This window comes from Phenylobacterium sp. (assembly GCF_041919955.1).
GTDB lineage: Bacteria > Pseudomonadota > Alphaproteobacteria > Caulobacterales > Caulobacteraceae > Phenylobacterium.
This window is the reverse complement of the sequence record NZ_JAYRSU010000006.1, coordinates 48266-67090: the sequence shown is the minus strand read 5'-3', so window position 1 is coordinate 67090 and position 18825 is coordinate 48266. Positions and strand designations below refer to the sequence as shown.

The 18825-nt window shown below is 69.4% G+C and carries 15 protein-coding genes and 1 pseudogene; 7 read left to right on the top strand and 9 right to left on the bottom strand.

Annotated elements, in window-relative coordinates:
• Positions 1 to 81: 81 nt before the first annotated feature.
• Positions 82 to 1278, bottom strand: a complete 1197-nt coding sequence (locus ACE3T2_RS07195; protein WP_374656186.1) for an outer membrane beta-barrel protein — start codon at positions 1276 to 1278, stop codon at positions 82 to 84.
• 486 nt (positions 1279 to 1764) lie between these two features.
• The gene (locus ACE3T2_RS07190; RefSeq protein WP_374656185.1) at positions 1765 to 3558 is read right to left on the bottom strand and encodes a cation:proton antiporter; all 1794 of its coding nucleotides are present in this window, start codon (positions 3556 to 3558) and stop codon (positions 1765 to 1767) included.
• An 84-nt stretch (positions 3559 to 3642) separates the two neighbouring features.
• Here ACE3T2_RS07190 and ACE3T2_RS07185 point away from each other — a divergent pair, with 84 nt between their 5' ends.
• The 6 genes from ACE3T2_RS07185 to ACE3T2_RS07160 all read left to right on the top strand — a co-directional run bounded on the left by ACE3T2_RS07185 (position 3643) and on the right by ACE3T2_RS07160 (position 10965).
• Positions 3643 to 4035 carry a DUF2946 domain-containing protein gene (locus ACE3T2_RS07185; RefSeq protein ID WP_374656183.1) on the top strand — a complete coding sequence of 131 codons (393 nt, stop codon included), beginning with the start codon at positions 3643 to 3645 and terminating at the stop codon, positions 4033 to 4035.
• Positions 4036 to 4095: 60 nt separating this feature from the next.
• Positions 4096 to 6147, top strand: a complete 2052-nt coding sequence (locus ACE3T2_RS07180) for a TonB-dependent receptor family protein (protein ID WP_374656181.1) — start codon at positions 4096 to 4098, stop codon at positions 6145 to 6147.
• Complete coding sequence (locus ACE3T2_RS07175) at positions 6135 to 6623, top strand: YcnI family protein (protein WP_374656179.1); 489 nt, start codon at positions 6135 to 6137, stop codon at positions 6621 to 6623. The genes ACE3T2_RS07180 and ACE3T2_RS07175 overlap by 13 nt, the downstream gene beginning before the upstream one ends.
• A gap of 11 nt (positions 6624 to 6634) precedes the next feature.
• Positions 6635 to 7117 carry a copper chaperone PCu(A)C gene (locus ACE3T2_RS07170; RefSeq protein WP_374656177.1) on the top strand — a complete coding sequence of 161 codons (483 nt, stop codon included), beginning with the start codon at positions 6635 to 6637 and terminating at the stop codon, positions 7115 to 7117.
• Positions 7118 to 7207: 90 nt separating this feature from the next.
• On the top strand, positions 7208 to 8839 hold the full coding sequence (locus ACE3T2_RS07165) for an AMP-binding protein (protein ID WP_374656175.1): 1632 nt from the start codon (positions 7208 to 7210) through the stop codon (positions 8837 to 8839).
• A gap of 89 nt (positions 8840 to 8928) precedes the next feature.
• Entirely contained in the window at positions 8929 to 10965 is a 2037-nt protein-coding gene (locus ACE3T2_RS07160) for a M13 family metallopeptidase (protein WP_374656448.1), read from the top strand.
• Positions 10966 to 11324: 359 nt separating this feature from the next.
• Here ACE3T2_RS07160 and hisG read toward each other — a convergent pair whose 3' ends face one another.
• From hisG to pgi, 7 genes and pseudogenes are all read right to left on the bottom strand, one after another.
• Positions 11325 to 12275 carry an ATP phosphoribosyltransferase gene (hisG, locus tag ACE3T2_RS07155; RefSeq protein WP_374656173.1) on the bottom strand — a complete coding sequence of 317 codons (951 nt, stop codon included), beginning with the start codon at positions 12273 to 12275 and terminating at the stop codon, positions 11325 to 11327.
• Complete coding sequence (locus tag ACE3T2_RS07150; RefSeq protein WP_374656171.1) at positions 12272 to 13399, bottom strand: ATP phosphoribosyltransferase regulatory subunit; 1128 nt, start codon at positions 13397 to 13399, stop codon at positions 12272 to 12274. Before ACE3T2_RS07150 ends, hisG begins: the two co-directional genes overlap by 4 nt.
• Positions 13396 to 14865: a histidine--tRNA ligase gene (gene hisS / locus ACE3T2_RS07145; RefSeq protein WP_374656169.1), complete on the bottom strand. Its 1470-nt coding sequence runs from the start codon at positions 14863 to 14865 to the stop codon at positions 13396 to 13398. The genes ACE3T2_RS07150 and hisS overlap by 4 nt, the downstream gene beginning before the upstream one ends.
• A gap of 278 nt (positions 14866 to 15143) precedes the next feature.
• Complete coding sequence (locus ACE3T2_RS07140) at positions 15144 to 15791, bottom strand: glutathione S-transferase family protein (protein WP_374656167.1); 648 nt, start codon at positions 15789 to 15791, stop codon at positions 15144 to 15146.
• Positions 15788 to 16150, bottom strand: a pseudogene (locus ACE3T2_RS07135) (SRPBCC domain-containing protein). The gene ACE3T2_RS07140 and the pseudogene ACE3T2_RS07135 overlap by 4 nt, the downstream one beginning before the upstream one ends.
• 101 nt (positions 16151 to 16251) lie before the next feature.
• On the bottom strand, positions 16252 to 16596 hold the full coding sequence (locus tag ACE3T2_RS07130) for an ArsR/SmtB family transcription factor (protein ID WP_374656165.1): 345 nt from the start codon (positions 16594 to 16596) through the stop codon (positions 16252 to 16254).
• Positions 16597 to 16672: 76 nt separating this feature from the next.
• The gene (pgi, locus tag ACE3T2_RS07125; RefSeq protein ID WP_374656163.1) at positions 16673 to 18289 is read right to left on the bottom strand and encodes a glucose-6-phosphate isomerase; all 1617 of its coding nucleotides are present in this window, start codon (positions 18287 to 18289) and stop codon (positions 16673 to 16675) included.
• A 98-nt stretch (positions 18290 to 18387) separates the two neighbouring features.
• Between pgi and ACE3T2_RS07120 the strand changes: the two genes are divergently transcribed.
• Entirely contained in the window at positions 18388 to 18825 is a 438-nt protein-coding gene (locus tag ACE3T2_RS07120; protein ID WP_374656161.1) for a hypothetical protein, read from the top strand.

Below are 18825 nucleotides of genomic sequence, written 5' to 3'. Positions count from 1 at the left end.
CGCCGGAGCAGCTCACATAGCAAAAGAGCCCGGCCTTTCGGCCGGGCTCCTCGCTTAGATCGGCTGATCGCCGAGATCGACTTAGAAGTTGATGTCGATCGTCGAGCGGCGGTTCAGCGGTTCCTTCACGCCGTCGCCGGTCGGAACGGCGAGTTGGGTCTCACCCTTCCAGTCGACTTGCAGCGCGCCTTGACCCACGCCCAGGCCCACCAGCGCGTCGGCCACGGCCTTCGCACGGCGCTCCGACAGGCGGACGTTGTAGGCGGCCGAGCCCGACGAGTCGGTGTGGCCGACCACGATCACGCGGGTCGCGTTGCCGCTGGTCGCGTAGGTCGCAGCTTCCTGCACCACCGTCTGGGCTTCCGGCGTCAGCACGTACTGATCGAACGGGAAGTAGACGATGAACTGCTTCGCTTCATACGCCGGCGGAGGCGGCGGCGGAGGCGGAGGCGGAGGGGGAGGCGGCGGCGGGGGCGGCGGCGGCGGGGGAGGCGGCGGCGGCGGCGGAGCGGCGAAGGAGTAACGCAGGCCCACGGTCACCGACTGGTCGCGGTATTCGCCCGAGAACACGCCCGGCTGCAGCGCGTGCGAACCGGTCGACGCGAAGTCGAGGTCCGAACCGCCCAGGTAGCGGTAGGTCAGGTCGACGTTCAGACGGTCGGTGGCGCGCCACGCCACGCCGGCCAGGACTTGCCAGGCCAGGGCGGTGTCGTCGTCGTCGATCGTCAGGTTCTGGATCGCCGGGTTGGTCGCCGACAGGGCGCCGGTGATGTTCGAGAACTGGCCGACGGTGTTCAGCTTGACGTGCGCGATGCCGACGCCGGCGCCGATGAACGGATTGAGGACCGCGCTCGGGGCGAAGTCGTAGATCACGTTGCCCATCAGGGTCCAGGCTTCGATCTCACCCGACGGCGAACCGCAGGTCGAGGCCGAGGCGCTGCGGATCACGCCCGGGGTGCAGAGGCCGAGGATGGCGTTGTTGCTGCCGCCGCGAACCGACTTGATGTCGCCCGGACGATAGCCGCCTTCCAGTTCGACCCGCCAGTGCTCGCTCAGGCGATAGCCGAGGCGCGCAAAGCCAGCCCAGTCTTCTTCCTGGTTGAAGTCCCAGGAGTACGGCTGCGAGTTGGCGGCGTTGTTGGACGAGTCGCCCTCGATGCCTTCCGGCCAGTGGTAGCCAAGGTCGACCGCACCGTACCAGCCAACTTCTTGCGCCGAAGCGCCCGACGCGGCGAACACCGCAGCCAGGGCGGCCCCAGCTAGGAGTTTGAATTTCATATTCAGAGCCCTCTCTTGCCCTCTGCTCGGGCCATATGACCCAGCGCTGTTATATCAAGGCCGAAGCATTACGAAAGTGTCGCTACGGCAACACTTTCGCCAATTCGCCGACACCGACAAACCATCTCCAGGACGTTACACATTGTTCCCCTCGGCTATCAACTTCGGGGCGAGAGACAAGTCCCCCGTTCGGTGTCCGACGATGTTCCTGGAAACCATCGCCGGCCCGAATCTTATGTCGGCGTCCCGGCGGCGGTGAAACGGCTGCACCTGCAGCCACACCCGCCGCACTGTCGGAGCCCATTGATTCTCTTGAATATTGGCGCGAAGCGACGACGCAGTCCAGCCCACGTGCGAGACATGCTCCGCACGCGGCTTATACGCACTGCACTGGTCGGACGTCATTGAGCCCCTCGCCTAGGACGCGAACACTCGCCTCCGCAAGCCCCCTGAACGCCGCCCGTGAAGCTTGGTTCCGGGTCTTGTTCAGCTTTCCTGCGACCGACGATAGCGGCGGGTCCGGCCGCCGAGCGCCTCCGGCCGATTGAGCGCCTTTCGGAACTCGTCGCGCCGTTCGTGGATGGATGCGATGATTAGCCCCATTGGCACCCCGATCTCAACCAAAACCGCCTCGGACAATTGTAAACTTGCTTCCACGGTCTCGGGCACGGCGTCGGTGGCGCCCAGCTCGTAGAGGCGTTGAGCCTGCCGCGCGTCGCGGGCCCGGGCGACGATGGTAAGGTCCGGGCGCATGGCCCGGGCGGTGGCGACGATGGCCTCCACGCCGTCCGGCGCGTCCATCGTCACCACCAGGGCGGGGGCGGTCTCAAGCCCGCAGCGGCGCAGGAATTCCGGCCGCGAGGCGTCGCCGAAATAGATCGCCTCCCCGGCCCGGCGCGCGCCCTCGACCAGCCGCGGATCGCGCTCGGCCGCCACCCAGGCGATGTCGTGCCGGTGCAGCATGTCGCCGACCAGCCGGCCGACGCGGCCATAGCCGACCACCAGCACGCGTGGCGTCTCGGCGACTCCGGCCTCGACCTCCGGCTCGGGCGACAGATCCTGGCCCGCGCTCTTGCGCCCGCCGATCTTGAAGCCGAGCGCCGCCAGCAGCGGGATGCACATCATCGACAGGGTCGAGGCGACCAGCACGGTCTGGCCGATCGGCCGGGGCACGATCCCGTCGCCCATGGCGGCCGACAGGATGACGTAGGCGAACTCGCCGCCGCCGGCGAGCAGCAGGCCCGCCTCCATCGCCCCGCGCCAGGGCAGGCGGAACAGCCGGCCCAGCCCGAACACGACGCTGGCGTTCAGGACCACCACCCCCGCCGCGACGCCCAGGATCAGCAGCGGCTGGGCCACCAGCAGCGACAGATCGAGCCCGATGCCCACCGACAGGAAGAACAGGCCCAGCAGCAGGCCCTTGAACGGCTCGATCGTCACCTCGACCTCGTGCCGGTACTCGGTCTCGGCCAGCAGCAGGCCGGCGATGAAGGCGCCCAGCGCCATGGAGAGCCCGGTCAGGGCGCTGACCAGCCCGGCCCCGATGACCACCAGCAGGCAGGCGGCCATGAACAGTTCCTCGCTCTTGGCGCGAGCCACGGACTTCAGCATCGGGCGCAACAGCAGGCGGCCGAAGGCGACGATGGCCATCACCCCGACCGCGGCCGGGGCGAAGGCCAGCAGCAGGCGCGGCGAGAGCACGTCGCCGCCGTCCCCGCCCCTTCCCAGCACCGCCAGGGTGACCAGAATCGGGGCCACCGCCAGGTCCTGGAACAGCAGCACCGAGAAGGTCGCGCGCCCGGCGGCCGAATGCTGGCGCTTATGCTCGGCCAGGATCTGCATGACCACCGCCGTGGACGACAGCGACAGGGCCGCGCCGATGGCCGCGGCGGGGGCTGGCGGCAGGCCCAGGGCCATGGCGCCGGCGGCGATCACCGCCAGGCAGAGCGTGACCTGCAGGGCGCCCATGCCGAACACCCAGCGCCGCATCAGACGCAGGCGTTCCCAGGACAGTTCCAGCCCGATCATGAACAGCAGGAAGACGACGCCGAACTCGGCGAGCTGGGCGATGTCCTGCGGATTGCCGATGGTGAAGTAGCCGAGCCAGGGCGCGTGCGGGCGCAGCGCGCCGAGGCCGAACGGGCCGAGCACGACGCCGGCGCCGATGAATCCGAGGATGGGGCTGATCCGCCAACGGCGGAACAAGGGCACGATCACGCCGGCGGTGGCGAGAAAGAGGATGACGTCCTTGTATTCGCCGGGCGAAACGTGACCTTCCATGCGCTCTCCTTCTGTGACGGGCTGCACTATGGGGGGTGAACGGCTCTTGCGTAACCCACCGGGGGCCGCTTAAGAGCCGGCGCCATGCGGTTCGGCGGAAAAATAGGCGCGAAGGCGGCGCGGCTGGGGGTCCTTGCGGCCCTGCTGGCGCTGCTGAGCCAGGCGCTGCTGCCCGCCGCGGCCATGGCGGCCGAATCGCTGGGCGGCGTCCGCGTCGAACTCTGCACCGAGGACGGCGCCAAGACCGTCGTCATCGGCGCCGACGGCCAGGTGCGCGAAAGCGGCTTCGCCGGCCTGCCCTGCCACGACTGCCTCGCCGCCACCCTGGCGGTCGTCGTCACACCCGAACTGTCGATCGCCCCCGTGACCTACAAGGTCGCCGTGGTTCGCCACGAGGCGCCCGTCGCCGCCCTGCAGCCCCGCGCCCGCGCGCCGCCGCGCCCGCCCGGCCAAGGCCCCCCGTCCCTGAACGTCTGACCGAAACCCGCCGCAGCGCCACAGCGCTCGCGGCCTTCCGTCGTTCGTTCGAGGTATCCCATGCAAACCCTTCTGCGCGCTTCCCCGCGCGCCCTGCTGCTGGCCGCTACGGCGCTGGCCGCCCCCGCCCTGGCCCAGGCCGAGGCGGCCCCGCCCCTGGTCGACGCCGTCATCGTCACCGCCAATCCCAACCCCGAGGACCCGCCGGTCGTCGGCCAGGCCCGCAAGCGGCTCTCCGAAACCCCCGGCGCGGTCGCCGTCGTCTCGGCCGAGGCCTATCGCGACCGCTACGCCCAGGGCCTCTCCGAGACCCTGCGCGACGTGCCCGGCGTCTTCGCCCAGAAGAAGTGGGGCGACGACATGCGGCTCTCGATCCGCGGCTCGGGCATCGGCAATTCGGTGCACAATCGCGGCGTGCTGATCGCCCAGGACGGCGTGCCGTTCAACGAGGCCGACGGCTTCGGCGATTTCCAGCAGATCGACCCGCTGATCGCCCGCTTCACCGAGGTCTACAAGGGCGGCAACGCCCTGCGCTTCGGCGGCGCCCTGCTGGGCGGGGCGATCAACGTTGTCACCCCGAACGGCCGTGATGCGTCCGCGCAAAACCTGCTGAGGCTGGACGGCGGCGCCTACAGAACCCTGCGCGGCCATGCCGAGCTGGCCCGCACGGCCGGCGACTGGGACGTCTTCGCCGCCGCCACGGCGATCACCGCCAATGGCTGGCGCCAGCAGAGCGACCAGACCGCCCAGCACGTGACGCTGAATGTCGGCCGCAGCTTCGGCGAGGACCGCGAGGTGCGCTTCATCCTCTCGGGTCACAATGTCGACCAGGAGATCCCCGGCTCGCTGGAGCTGGCCCAGGCGCTGAATAACCCGAAGCTCGCCAACCCCGGCAACCTGGCGGGTGAGTACCAGCGCAACATGCGCAGTGTGCGCGGCGTGCTGCAGACCCGCTGGCGGGTGGCGGACAACTCAGTGTTCGAGGGCGGCGTCTATGCGACCTGGAAGGACCTGGATCATCCGATCTTCCAGGTGATCGACCAGGAGAGCCGCAACTGGGGCGCGTTCGGGCGGCTGGACGTGGAAGGCTCGCTGGCCGGACGGCCGGCCGACCTCTTCGTCGGCGCCTCGGTGCGATTGGGCGACCTCGACGCCCTGCAATGGGTGAACCTGAAGTCCTCGCGCGGCGAGAAGCGCGCCGACAGCGCCCAGAACGCCCGCGCCCTGGACGTGTTCGCCGAGGGCCGGGTGTTCGTCACCGACCATCTGATCCTGGTCGGCGGCGGTTCGCTGGGCTCGGCCAACCGGCAGTTCCGCAACAATCTGAACCACACCGCCGACCGCTCGATCACCTACGAGTGGTTCGCCCCGCGCGTGGGCGTGATCTGGCAGGCCGACGACGGCGCCCAGGCCTTCGCCAACCTGACCCGTTCGGTCGAGCCGCCGAACTTCAGCGCCCTGGCCCAGACCGGCCCGTTCGTCGGCTTCGCCCCGCTCAAGGCCCAGGACGCCTGGACCGCCGAGATCGGGACCCGCGGCCGTCGCGGCGCCTTCGCCTGGGATCTGGCCCTCTACCGGGCCGAGCTCGAGAACGAACTGCTGAACTTCGTGGTCTCGCCGGCGATTCCGGCCGCGACCTTCAATGCGGGCACCACGATCCACCAGGGGCTGGAAGCCGGGCTCGACTGGCGGGCCGGAAACTGGCGGCTGCGCCAGACCTACGCCTGGTCCGACTTCCGCTTCGACGGCGATCCCGTCTATGGCGACGGCCGCCTGCCGGTCGTGCCCGAGCACCTCTATCGGGCCGAGCTGCGCTACGATCACCCCAGTGGCTGGTTCGTCGCCCCCTCGCTGGAATGGTCGGTCAAGGACGTCCAGGTCGATTATGCCAACACCCTGAAGGCGCCGTCCTACGCGATCTGGTCGCTGGGCGGCGGCTGGCGCGGCCCCAGCGGCGTCAGCCTGTTCGTCGAGGCGCGGAACCTGGCGGACGAGCGCTATGTCTCCAATTTTTCGGCGATCACCGACGCCCGCCTGCCGGGCGTGTCGAAGGCGGTGTTCTTCCCCGGGGAAGGCCGCTCGGTGTTCGGAGGCGTGACATGGGCGTTCTGAAGACCCTGCTTGCGGCGGCCGTCCTGACCGCCGCCCCGGCCGCAGCCGGCGCCCACGTGGTCGCCGATCCCGGCCAGGCGAGCGCCGGGGCCTACCAGCCGGTGCGCTTCCGGGTCGGCCATGGCTGTGGGAGCGCGGCCACCACCGTCCTGCGCGTCGAGATCCCGCCGGAGATGGTCTCGGCCCGGCCCCAGCCCAAGCCGGGCTGGGCCCTGCAGATCGAGCACAATGAAACGAGCAAGGTCGTCGCCGTCACCTGGCGCGGCGCCCTGCCCGACGAGCAGTTCGACGAGTTCGCGATCATGTTCAAACTGCCCGACGCGGCCGGAACGCTCTATTTTCCGACTGTGCAGTCGTGCGGCGACGAGCAGAACCAGTGGACGGAGATCCCGTCTCCCGGCGAGCGCGCCTCCCATCCGGCGCCCAGCCTGACCATCACCCCCAAGGCCGCCCAGGCCGAAAGCCATCAGCACTGAGGACCCGATCCATGCGCAATCTCTGCATCGCCGCCGCGGCCGCCACGCTCGCCCTGGCCGGCTCCGCCCACGCCGCCAGCTACAAGCTGGGGACCCTGGAAGTCGCTGATCCCTGGAGCCGCCCCGCCGCGGCGAACGGCAACGGCGCCGGCTTCATGACGATCACCAACCGCGGCAAGTCCACCGAAGTGCTGAAGGCGGTCGAGACCACGGCGGCCAAGAAGACCGAGATCCACCTCTCGTCGACCGCCGGCGGGGTCATGCGAATGGCCCGCCAGGACGGCGGGGTGGCGATCCCGGCCGGCAAGTCGGTCAGCTTCGCGCCCGGCGGCTATCACGTGATGCTGCTGGGGCTCGGCAAGGCCAGCAAGGCCGGCGACAAGCTGCCGGCCACCCTGGTCTTCGCCAGCGGCGCCCGGCTGAAGGTCGAGTTCACGGTGGGGACGGCAGCCCCCGGCGCCGCCGATCCGATGGCGGGCCACATGCATCACTGAGGCTTTAAGGGGCAAGGGGCGAGCGCCGTTGACAGGCTCGCCCCGGGCGCCGTCTATGCCCTCCATATTTTTGAGACATTGGAGGAAGCCTTGGTTTGGAATTACGCCAACCTGTGGGAGTCCGTGGCCGCCGCCACGCCCGACCGCCCCGCCCTGATCCACGGCGATCGGCGCATCCCCTGGAAGGAATTCGACGCGCGGGCCAACGCCCTGGCCGCCGCCTTCGTTGAGGCGGGCCTGACCCGGCAGTCGAAGGTCGCAGCCTATCTCTATAACGGGCCGGAATACCTCGAGACCTATTTCGCCGCCTTCAAGGCCGGCGCGGTCCCGTTCAACACCAACTATCGCTACGGCGGCGACGAGCTGACCTATCTGTTCGACAACGCCGACGCCGAGGCCGTGGTCTTTCACGCCTCCTTCGCGGCCACCGCCGACAAGGTGCGCGGGCGCCTGCCCAAGGTGAAGGCGTGGATCGCAGTCGCCGAAGACGGCCATCCGGTTCCGGACTGGGCGCTCGACTACGACGCCATCGTGGCGGCGGGCGGCCAACGCTTCGAGGCGCCTTGGGGCCGCTCGGGCGACGACCTGCTGATCATGTACACCGGCGGCACCACCGGCATGCCAAAGGGCGTGATGTGGCGCCAGGAGGACCTGTTCAAGGCCCTCGGCGGCGGGGCCAACCTGCTCCTCGGCCTGCCGCCGCTGGAGACGGTGGAAGAAGCCGGCGCACGCGCCAAAGCGGTCGACGCTTCGGGCGCGCCGCTGAACATCAGCATCCCGGTCGCCCCGCTGATGCACGCCACCGGCCAGTTCATCTCATTCGGCACGCTGATCGCCGGCGGCGCCATCGCCACCCTGACCAGCCGCAAGTTCGACCCGGCCCTGCTGTTCGACGAGGTCGAGCGCCTGGGCGCCGCCGGCCTGATCATCGTCGGCCCCGCCTTCGCCGCCCCGATGCTCGAGACCCTGGACGCCAATCCGGGCCGCTGGACCATGCCCAGCCTGAAGCGCATCGCCTCATCCGGCGCCATGTGGGGCCTTGAGAACAAGCAGGGCCTGCTGAAGCACCTGCCGAACGTGATGCTGATGGACAGCCTCGGCTCTTCGGAAGCCCTGGGGCTCGCCTCCTCGACCTCCGGCGCGGGCCAGGCCACCGGCACGGCCAAGTTCGTCACCGGCCCCAATGCGGCGGTCTTCACCGAGGACGGCGTGCGGGTCGAGCCGGGCTCTGGCGTGCGTGGTCTGGTGGCCGTCGGCGGCCACACGCCGATCGGCTACTACAAGGACGAAGAGAAGTCGGCCAAGACCTTCCGCACCTTCGAAGGCCGCCGCTGGAGCGTGCCGGGCGACTGGGCGACGGTCGAGGCGGACGGCTCGATCACCCTGCTCGGCCGCGGCTCGCAGGTGATCAACACCGGCGGCGAGAAGGTCTTCCCCGAGGAGGTCGAGGAGGCCCTGAAGCGCTTCCCCGGCGTGCGTGACGCGGCCGTGGTCGGCCTGCCCGATCCGCGCTTTGGCGAGCGCATCGGCGCCATTGTGGACTTCCAGGGCGAAAACCTGCCGACCTTGGCCGATCTCTCCGCCCACGTGAAGGGCCTGCTGGCCGACTACAAGGCGCCGCGCGAACTGGTGCTGGCTCCCGTGGCCCGCGCCCCGAACGGCAAGCTCGACTACAAGGCGCTCAAGGCCCAGGCCATGACCGCCCTGGGCGTGACAGGCTAACGTAACAAAAAAGTAACGTGCCTTTCCGGGCGCGGCGGGTCCACCGTCGCGCCCACCGGCAAGACCCTAAGAAGGCTCGAAAAATCTTGATCAAGACCCTCTGGTTGGGCGCGGCGTCGGCCGCCGCCCTCATCTGCGCGTCCGCCCCCGCCCTGGCCGCCGACGACCTGGCCGCCCCGCGCATGGGCAGTTGGGGCTTCGACCTCAGCGGCCGCGACACCAGCATCGCCCCGTCGAAGGATTTCTTCGACTATGCGAACGGGACCTACCTGAACAAGCTGGAGATCCCCTCCGACCGTTCGCGCTACGGGGCGTTCGACGCCCTGGCCGAGCTGTCGCAGCAGCGCATGCGGGCCGTGGCCGAGAAGGCCGCCGCCAACAAGGCCGCGGCCGGCGACGAGGCCAAGGTCGGCGCGTTCTATCGCAGCTTCGTCGACGAGGCCGCGGTCGAGGCCCTGGGCGCCAAGCCGCTGGCCGCCGACCTCGCCGCCATCCGCGCGATCAAGACCCGCGAGCAGATGGCCCGCGAGATGGGCGCCAGCATGCGCAAATTCGGAGGCTCGTTCTTCGGCTCCTACGTGCACGACGACGCCAAGGATCCGGAGAAGTATGCGGCCTACCTGTTCCAGGGCGGACTCGGCCTGCCGGACCGCGACTACTATCTGGAGGACAAGTTCAAGCCCCAGAAGGCCGCCTACGAGGCCTATATCGCCAAGATGCTGGGCCTGGCCGGCTGGGAGAAGCCGGTCGAAAACGCCAAGGCCATCGTCGCCCTGGAGACGGAGATCGCCAAGGTCTCGTGGACCCGCGCCGAGCAGCGCGACGACGACAAGACCTACAACCCCTTCGAGGTCGACAAGCTGCAAGCCTACGCGCCGGGCTTCGCCTGGAAGACCTTTCTGGACGGTGCGGGCCTGTCCAAGGCCAACCGCGTGATCGTGGCCGAGAACACCGCCTTCCCGAAGATCGCGGCGATCTACGCCAAGGCGCCGATCGAGACGCTGAAAGCCTGGGAGGCGTTCAACCTGGTCGACCAGGCCGCGCCTTATCTCTCCAAGGACTTCGACAGCGCCCGGTTCGAGTTCCGCAACAAGACCCTGTCGGGCCAGCCGGCCCAGCAGCCCCGCTGGAAGCGCGCGGTCGCGGCGGTGGACAACAACGTCGGCGAGGCTTTGGGCAAGCTTTATGTCGAGGCCTACTTCCCCGCAGAGAGCAAGGCCAAGATGGAAGCCTTGGTCGGCGACATTCGGACCGCGATGAAGGGCCGGATCGAGAAGCTCGACTGGATGAGCCCGACCACCAAGGCCAAGGCCCTGGAGAAGCTCGCCAAGTTCCACGTGAAGATCGGCTATCCCGACAAGTGGCGCGACTATTCGGCCCTGACCGTCAAGGACGGCGACCTGTACGGCAACGTCCAGCGCGCCAGCGCCTTCGAGTGGGACTATCGCGCCGCGCGCCTGGGCGGGCCGGTGGACGACGACGAGTGGGGCATGACCCCGCCGACCATCAACGCCTACTATTCCTCGACCAAGAACGAGATCGTCTTCCCGGCGGCGATCCTGCAGCCTCCGTTCTTCGATCCCGACGGCGACGCGGCGATCAACTACGGGGGCATCGGCGGGGTGATCGGCCACGAGATCACCCATGGCTTCGACGACCAGGGTCGCAAGTCGGACGGCGACGGCAAGCTGACGGACTGGTGGACGCCCGAAGACGCCGCCAAGTTCGACGCCCAGGCCAAGAAGTTCGGCGCCCAGTACGCGGCCGTCGAGGTGCTGCCCGGCGCCCACATCAACGGCGACCTGACCATGGGCGAGAACATCGCAGACCTCGGCGGGCTGCTGTTGGCGCTTGACGCCTATCACCTGTCGCTGAAGGGCCAGCCGGCCCCCGTGATCGACGGCCTGACCGGCGACCAGCGCGTGTTCCTAGGCTGGGCCCAGGTGTGGCGTGGCAAGTACCGCGACGACCGCATGCGCCAGCAACTGGTCACCGATCCTCACTCGCCGCCGAAATACCGCGTGCAGGTCCCGGTGAAGAACATCGACGCGTTCTACGAGGCGTTCGGCGTGAAGCCCGGCGACCCGATGTACGTGGCGCCGGCCGACCGGGTCCGGATCTGGTAAGCCGCCCAGACTCCAAAGACGACGGCGCTCCTGCGGGGGCGCCGTTTTCGTTTCTGCGGTCGGCGAGCAATTTTTGACTCTAATGTCAAAATTTGTTCTGGCCAAAAAATTGGCCCGCTGCGGGGGATAATCGCAGCGGGCCGTTTTTTGAGCAGTCGCTCTTATTGAGCGGGCGTTTCCTCCCCGAAACGCCGGAGACCGTCGGTCTTGGTGGCCGCCATGTCTCTCGCAGGACTGAGAAAACGGCAATTTCTGACCCGAGTCAATGCACCCAGATCGCTCTTTGTAGGTAATTATCGATCAGATTTGCGCGAGCCGGCTTTTTTCCACCCATCTGGGGATTCTTTTTGACGGTATCGTCAAATATGTACCCGCTGACGTAGCTCATCAGCCGAAACACAACCTGAGTCATACACGAAGTCAGGTCGCGACGCCGTGACCGGTCCGACACCCGCTGCAGCGAGCGCGAGCGACGCCTCTGCGATCCGGCTGGCGGCGACCAGCAGGCCGTTCGGACGGCGTACCGCGCCCTGGGCGACCAGCCCGTCCACCACCGCAGCGTCGCGCGGATCGGCCGGCCAGATCAGGGTGGCGCTTTCGTGGGCCGCCGCGCGGGCCTCGATGATCCGCAGCAGACGCTCGGCGGCGGCAAGCTGATCGTCGCTCCAGGATGCGCGCAGCGACGCGGCGAACTGGGCCTGGCTCTTCAGGATCACCCCGTCGGCCAGGATCTTCAGGCTGTTGGCCTCCAGCGTCGCGCCGGTCGTGGTGATGTCCACGACCAGTTCGGCCGAACCGGCGGCCGGCGCCCCCTCGGTCGCTCCGCCGGATTCGGTGATCCGGTAGTCGGCGACCCCGTGGCGAGCGAAGAAACCGCGCGTCTGCGCCAGGTACTTGGTGGCGACGCGCATCCGCCGGCCCGAGCGGGCCAGCAGGTCGTGGCCCACCTCTTCCAGGTCGGCCATGGTCTCCACGTCTATCCAGCTTTTGGGCACGGCCACGACCAGGTCGGCGCGGCCGAAGCCGAGCGCCCGCAGCAGGAGCACGCGGGCGTCGACGTCGCCGCCCCGCTCGCGCAGCAGGTCCTCGCCGGTCACCCCCAGGTGAACCTCCCCGGCGTCGAGCGCCTCGGCGATGTCGCCGGCCGAGAGCAGGCGCACCTGCACGCCCGGCGCGCCCTTCAGTTCGGCCATGTAGCCGCGCGATCCGCCGCTGACGGACAGCTTCAGCCCGCAGTCGCCCAGCCATGCGTCGACCTGCTCTTTCAGGCGGCCCTTCGAGGGAACCGCAAGGATCAGGGGTTCGCTCACGCCTCGCCTCCCGCCCAGGCCCGCCAGGGCCGGATCATGCATCCCACCGCCTGGCTTCCCGCAGCGCCGCCGAGGCGCGCGGGCAGGCTGTCGTACCTGCCGCCGACGGCGACGGCGCGGTCACCCTCGAGGGCCGCCGAGCGGATCTCGAAGGTCAGGCCGTCGTAATAGTCGAAGGCGTGGCCGAGCGCGGCCGAGAACCGCGCCTGCTCGACCGGAACGCCGGCCGCCGCCAACAGGTCGAGCCGGCGCGACCAGTCGGCCAGCGGCGCCTCCAGACCCGCCCCGCCCAGTTCGCTGATGACCCCGAAGGCCTGGGCCGGCGCGGCCTCGATGGCCAGGAAGCGGCGGATGCGATCGGCCTGGTCGGCGCTGAGCGCCGGGGCGCGATCGGCCTCGGCCCGGCGGATCAGGCGCTGGGCGATTTCGGCCGGCCCCCGGCCGCCGACCGGGGCGATGCCGGCCAGGGCCCACATCTCCTCCAGTACGGTCGCCGCCTCGGCTTCCGAGAGCCCGGAGAGCAGGTCGGCCAGTCGCCCGCCTTCGCGCACGGCCGGCGCCTGGTCGACGCGGGCCAATTCGCCGGCCAGCAGCCGCGGCCGCGCGGCCGCGCGGCGCACGCGTGCAGCGAGCGGCGCGGCCAGGCCGAGGCCGTCGACGAAGGCCGAGAACAGCGCCACGTCGCCAAGCCACAGCGCCAGGTCCTGGCGCCCGCCGGCCGCTGCGGCCCGCCAGGCCAGGGCCGCGATCTCGGCGTCGGCTTCCAACGCCGGGGCCTCGCCGCCGTCGAAGCGCTCAAGGCCGATCTGGCGGAACTCGTCCGGCCGGCCCGGCTCGGGCGAGGCGCGGAACGCCTTGCCCTCATAGAAATAGCGGCCGGACGAGCGACCGCTGTCGAGGTGCTGGCGCACGACCGGAACGGTGAAGTCGGGGCGCAGGCAGGTTTCCTGTCCGCCCTCGGCCTGCACCACGAACAGGCGCGCGCGCATCGCCTCGCCGACCAGTTCGAGCAGCAGCCCGAGCGGCTGGAGGATCGGCGCGTCGACGATCTCGGCCTCCAGCGCCAGGAACGGCGCGCGGATGGCGGCGAGCGCATCGGCGGGAACGGCGGGTTCGGCGCTCATTGCCCGGCCTCGATGATCTTGCGCACCGCCCCGACCAGGTCGGCGCGGTCGACCGTCTGCTGGCCTGGACGCTGCTCGCGCCATTCGGCGTTGTCGGTCACGCCCTTGGAGAGCGCACGACCGAGGTCGAGATCCTTGATGGTGACCTTGCCGGCGGCGATCTCGTCCCCGCCCAGCATGATGGCGGCCGGCGCCATGCGGCGGTCGGCATACTTCATCTGCGCCTTCATCCCCGCCGAGCCGAGATAGACCTCGGCCGGGATCCCGGCGTTGCGCAGTTCGCCCACCACCGAAAAGTAATGCGCCATGTCGTCGGGCGTGAAGGCGATGACGACGACAGGCCCGCGAATCTCGTCACCAAGGTCGCGCCCGGCGGCGCGAAGGGCCGAGACCAGGCGCGAGACCCCGAACGAGAAGCCCGTCGCCGGGACCTGCTCGCCGGTGAAGCGGGCGACCAGGTCGTCATATCGGCCGCCGCCGCCGATCGAGCCGAAGCGGACGCCGCGGCCCTTTTCGTCTTTGGTCTTCAGCAGCAGCTCGGCCTCGAACACCGCGCCTGTGTAGTACTCCAGGCCGCGCACGATCGAGGGATCGAAGGCGGCGCGCTCGACGCCGACGCCGAGGCTGGTCAGGGCCTTGTCGATCGCCGCCAGTTCGGCCAGACCCGCGTCGCCCTCGGCCGAGCCGCCGATGATGGCTGAGATCTGGTCGAGGGTTTCCGCCCGGCCGCTCAGGCCGGCGCCGACGAAGGCCAGCACGGCCTCAGCGCCTGCAGCGTCGAGGCCCGCACCCTTGGTGAAGTCGCCGGACTCGTCCTTGCGCCCTTCGCCCAGCAGCAGGCGCACGCCCTCCGGCCCCAACCGGTCAAGCTTGTCGACGGCGCGCAGCACCGCCAGTTTCTGGGCGTCGTCCTTGACGCCGGCCGTCGTCAGCAGGCCATTCAGGAGCTTGCGGTTGTTGATCTTGATGACCGCCGAGCCGGCCGGCAGACCGGCGGCTTCCAGCCCCTCGACCGCCATGGCGATGATCTCGGCGTCCGCCTCGGGCCGCGCCGAGCCGACGGTGTCGGCGTCGCACTGGATGAATTCGCGGAAGCGGCCGGGGCCGGGCTTCTCATTGCGCCAGACGGGTCCGAAGGCGTAGCGGCGGAACGGCTTGGGCAGGCCTTCCTTGGTCTCGGCCACGAACCGCGCCAGCGGCGCGGTGAGGTCGTAGCGCAAGGCCATCCACTGCTCGTCGTCGTCCTGCAGGGCGAAGACGCCCTCGTTCGGGCGGTCGGCGTCGGGCAGGAACTTGCCCAGGGCGTCGGCATATTCGAAGGCCCCGGTGTCGAAGGCCTCGAAACCGTAGCGTTCGTAGACGGCGGAGACCTTGGCGAGGATCTGGCGTTCGGCGGCCAGGTCGCGGGCGCGGCGGTCGTTGAAGCCGCGCGGAGCGCGGGCCTCGGGGCGGGGAGCGTCGGTCATGGCGCTCGCCTAAAGGCTGGCGGCGCGCGCGGCAAGGCGCGGCTGCGATCGGAAGGAGGGCAAGGTGTCCATTCGTCGAAATCCTTGAGGGGCGTTTCGGACGGATGGAGCCGGTGTTCGAGCCCCATCCGCGGTGCGGGAGGCTCGGGCTCGGGTTCGCTTAGGCCATGCGATCCCGGCCGATCCCGCAATGCGAGGTCGGATGGTGATGGCCGTGATGGTGCGGACGATGCGTCATGACGGGTGCGTCATAGCGGCAAAGCGTGAAGAAGGCGAGTCTAGCCCGGCGGGTCGCCGGTGAAGTCGGCGAACTGGGCATCGAGCGCGCGCTGGAAGGCCGGGCGCGCTTCGCAGCGGGCCTGGTAGGCGGAAAGGTTGTCGTGCTCGGCCATCAGGTCAGTGTGGCGCAGGTTGCGCAGCACGGTGGTCATCATCAGGTCCCCGGCCGTGAAGCGACCATCGAGGTAGTCGTGCCCGTTCAGCCGCTCGGAAAGCTGGGTCAGACGCTGGCGCACGAAGGCCTCGACGCCGGGGCGGCGCGCCTTGGCCCAGTCCTCCTCGGCGTGGAAAAGGTCGATCTCGGCCAGGTTCTGGATGGCCGGCTCGATGGAGTTAAGGGCGGCGAACAGCCAGGCGGTGGCCCGCTCCCGCCCCGCCTCGTCTTCCGGCATCAGCGCCGGCGAGCGGCGGGCGACGTGCAGGACGATGGCGCCTGACTCGAAAAGCGTCAGATCGCCCTCGCGATAGCTGGGCACCTGGGCGAAGGGCTGCAAGGCGCGATAGGCGTCGCTGGCCTGCTCCACGAAGTCGATGGGCTTTGAGCGATAGGGCAGCCCTGCCTCCTCCAGCGCCCAGCGGACGCGCAGATCGCGAACCAGGCCACGGGCGAAGGGGGGCACCCACTTGAAGGCCGAAACCTCGATCATCGTGCGAACTCCTTGGCGAGATAGCCGTCGAACCGGTCGAGCAGCTCGCTCCAACCGCCGAAATGCGAGTCACGTGCGGCGACCGAGCCGAACGGCGTCTGGTGGAAGCGGAACAGCGTACGGCCGCCCGCGGTCGAGGCGAACGTGACGGTGACGACGTTCTCGACGCCGAGGATGCGGTCGGCGTCCCAACCGAAGGTCATGACGATCCGCTCGGGTGCGACGATCTCCTGGTAGACGCCGCTCATCCAGGATCGTGCGCCGTCGGGCGCCTCGATGCACGAGCGATAGGCGCCGCCCGGGCGGAAATCCATCTCGTAGGCGATGGCGCGTTAGTCCTTCGGGCCCCACCAGCGCATCAGGTGCTCGGGCGTGGTCCAGACCCGAAACACCAGTTCGCGCGGCGCGTCGAAGATGCGCTCGATCAGCAGTTCGTCGTCGCGGATGGCTGACGTCATGGTCATTCGCCCTTGGCCTCCTCGGCCTGAAGCTGGGCGATGTACTCGCCCATGCGGTCGAAACTGGCGTCCCAGAAGCGGCGGTAGGAATCGATCCAGGAAGCCGCATCCTTCAGCGGCCCCGCGTTCAACTGACAAGGCCGCCATTGAGCTTCACGCGTGCGGACGATCAGTCCGGCGTGCTCCAGCACCTTCAGATGGCGCGAGACGGCCGGCAGGCTGATCTCGAACGGCTCTGCGAGATCCGAGACCGAGGCTTCGCCAAGCGCGAGTCGCGCCAGGATCGCCCGCCGCGTCGGATCGGCCAGGGCTTGGAACGTGGTGCTGAGGGGGTCTGGGGTTTGCATTTAACAATCTCCTTAATTAACAGGATTGTTAAATGCAAGAGCCGAAATGCGCGATTGGATCGTACCGGGTCCGAGGTCAGCCCTTGAGGCGGCGGACGAGAGCGGTGGTGGACGGGTCGTGCGCGCCGACCGCGCCGCCTTCGAGCTCCTTTAGGATGCGCGAGGCCAGGGTCTTCCCCAGTTCCACGCCCCACTGGTCGAAGCTGTTGATCTGCCAGAGCACGCCCTCGACGAAGGTCTTGTGCTCGTAGAGCGCGATGAGCGCGCCCAGCGCCCGGGGCGTCAGACGCTCCAGCAGGATGAAGCTCGACGGGCGGTTTCCATGAAAGGTCTTCTGCGGCGCCAGCACGTCGATGGCGGCGGGCGACATGCCCTGGGCCGCCAACTCCTCGCGCACGGCGCTCTCGGGCTTGCCGACCATCAGCGCCTCGGCCTGGGCGATGGCGTTGGCCAGCAGCTTGGTCTGGTTGGCGGGTTCGCCCTCCGACGCCTGGGCCACGGCCACGATGTCCAGCGGGATGATGTCGGTCCCCTGGTGCATGAGCTGGAAGAAGGCGTGCTGGACGTTGGTGCCGGCGTCGCCGAACACCGTCGCGGCGGTGGCGCGGGCGACGGGGCGGCCATGAACGTCGGCCTGCTTGCCGTTCGATTCCATCTCCAGCTGCTGAAGGAAGTTGGGCAGCAGGCGCAGGCGCTGGGCGTAGGGCACCACGGCGCGGATCGGACGGTCGAGGCCGTTGCGGTTGAAGATATGGGCGAGCGCCAGCATCACCGGCGCATTGGCCGCCAGCGGCGCGGTGCGGAAGTGGCGGTCCATCTCCCAGGCGCCGGCGAGGAAATCCTCGAAGGCCTCCGCGCCTAGGGCGATGACGCAGGAGAGCCCGACCGCCGACCACACCGAATAGCGGCCGCCCACCCAGTCGCGGAAGCCGAAGATCTGGTCGGCCGGCACGCCGAAGGCCTGGGCGACGTCCGGTGCGGCCGAGACCGCCAGCAGGTGCGCATCGCCCGCCTGGCCCAGCGCGGCGCGCAGCCAGGCGCGGGCGACCTGCGCGTTCGCGAGCGTTTCCTGGGTGGTGAAGGTCTTGGAGACGACGACCACCAGGGTCGTCGCCGGATCCAGGCCGTCGAGGGTCAGGGCCATGTCGGCGGGGTCGACATTGGCCGCGAAGCGCAGGTCGATCTTGGGGGCCAGCGGACGCAGGGCTTCCCAGACCAGGCGCGGGCCGAAGTCCGATCCGCCGATGCCGATGTGGACGATGGCGGTGAAGGCTTTTCCGGTCGCGCCGCGCTTCTGTCCTGAGCGGATGGCGACGCTCAGCGCGGCCATCGCCGCGCGGGTGGCCTCGACCTCGGCCGAGACCGCCTCGCCCTTGGCCTTGAAGTCCGAGCCCGTGGGCGCGCGCAAGGCCATGTGCAGGGCCGCGCGGTCCTCGGAAGGATTGACCGCCTCGCCGGCGAACTGGCGGTCTCGCGCGGCCTCGACGCCGCCGGCCTGGGCGAGCTCGACTGCGGCGGCGAAGTCGCTGAGGGACCAGGGCTGCTTCGAGAGGTCGAGGCGGATCTCGGGCGCCACGACGACCAGGCGGTCAAGGCGATCTGGCTCGGCCTTGAAGAGATCCTCGATGCGACGCTCGCGGGCGCCCTGGGCGGCGGTTTCCAGCTGGGTCCAGGCGGCGGCGAGTTCGGTCATGCGAGAGCCTTCTTGAAGCGGTAGCCGGGCGTTTACGGTATCGCCGTTAGCAAAAGGCGCCCGACCTGTCTTGGGCGATTCGCAGAAGGCTCGCCCCTATGTCCTGCAGCGCCGCCGCCATGATCTCCGCCCTCTGGCTCGCCGCCGCGCCGGCCGGCCCCGCGCCCGCCGCAAGCCCGCCGGTCGTCGTCGCCACCGAGCCGCTGTTCGCCGATATCGCGCGCAGAGCCAGCGCCCTGAAAGGGGAGGTCGAGGGCTTCAAGGGGGTGACCGCGCCCATCCCCGACGCCTTCAAGACCAGGGTCGGCGAACTGGCTGAGCTGGACATGCAGGGTCACCGGAGCCTGGCCGAGCGCAAGCTGGACGGCGACCTGAAGTGCATCCTGCGCGGCATCGCCGAGGACCTGCCGCTGAAACTCAAGGCCCTGGACGAGGCCAAGACCGTCAAGGACCGCGACACCGCCGTCGCCGACATGGGCTATCTGCTGAACGACAACGTCGAGGTGATCACGGCGCCGCCGCAGGCGCCGGTCTAG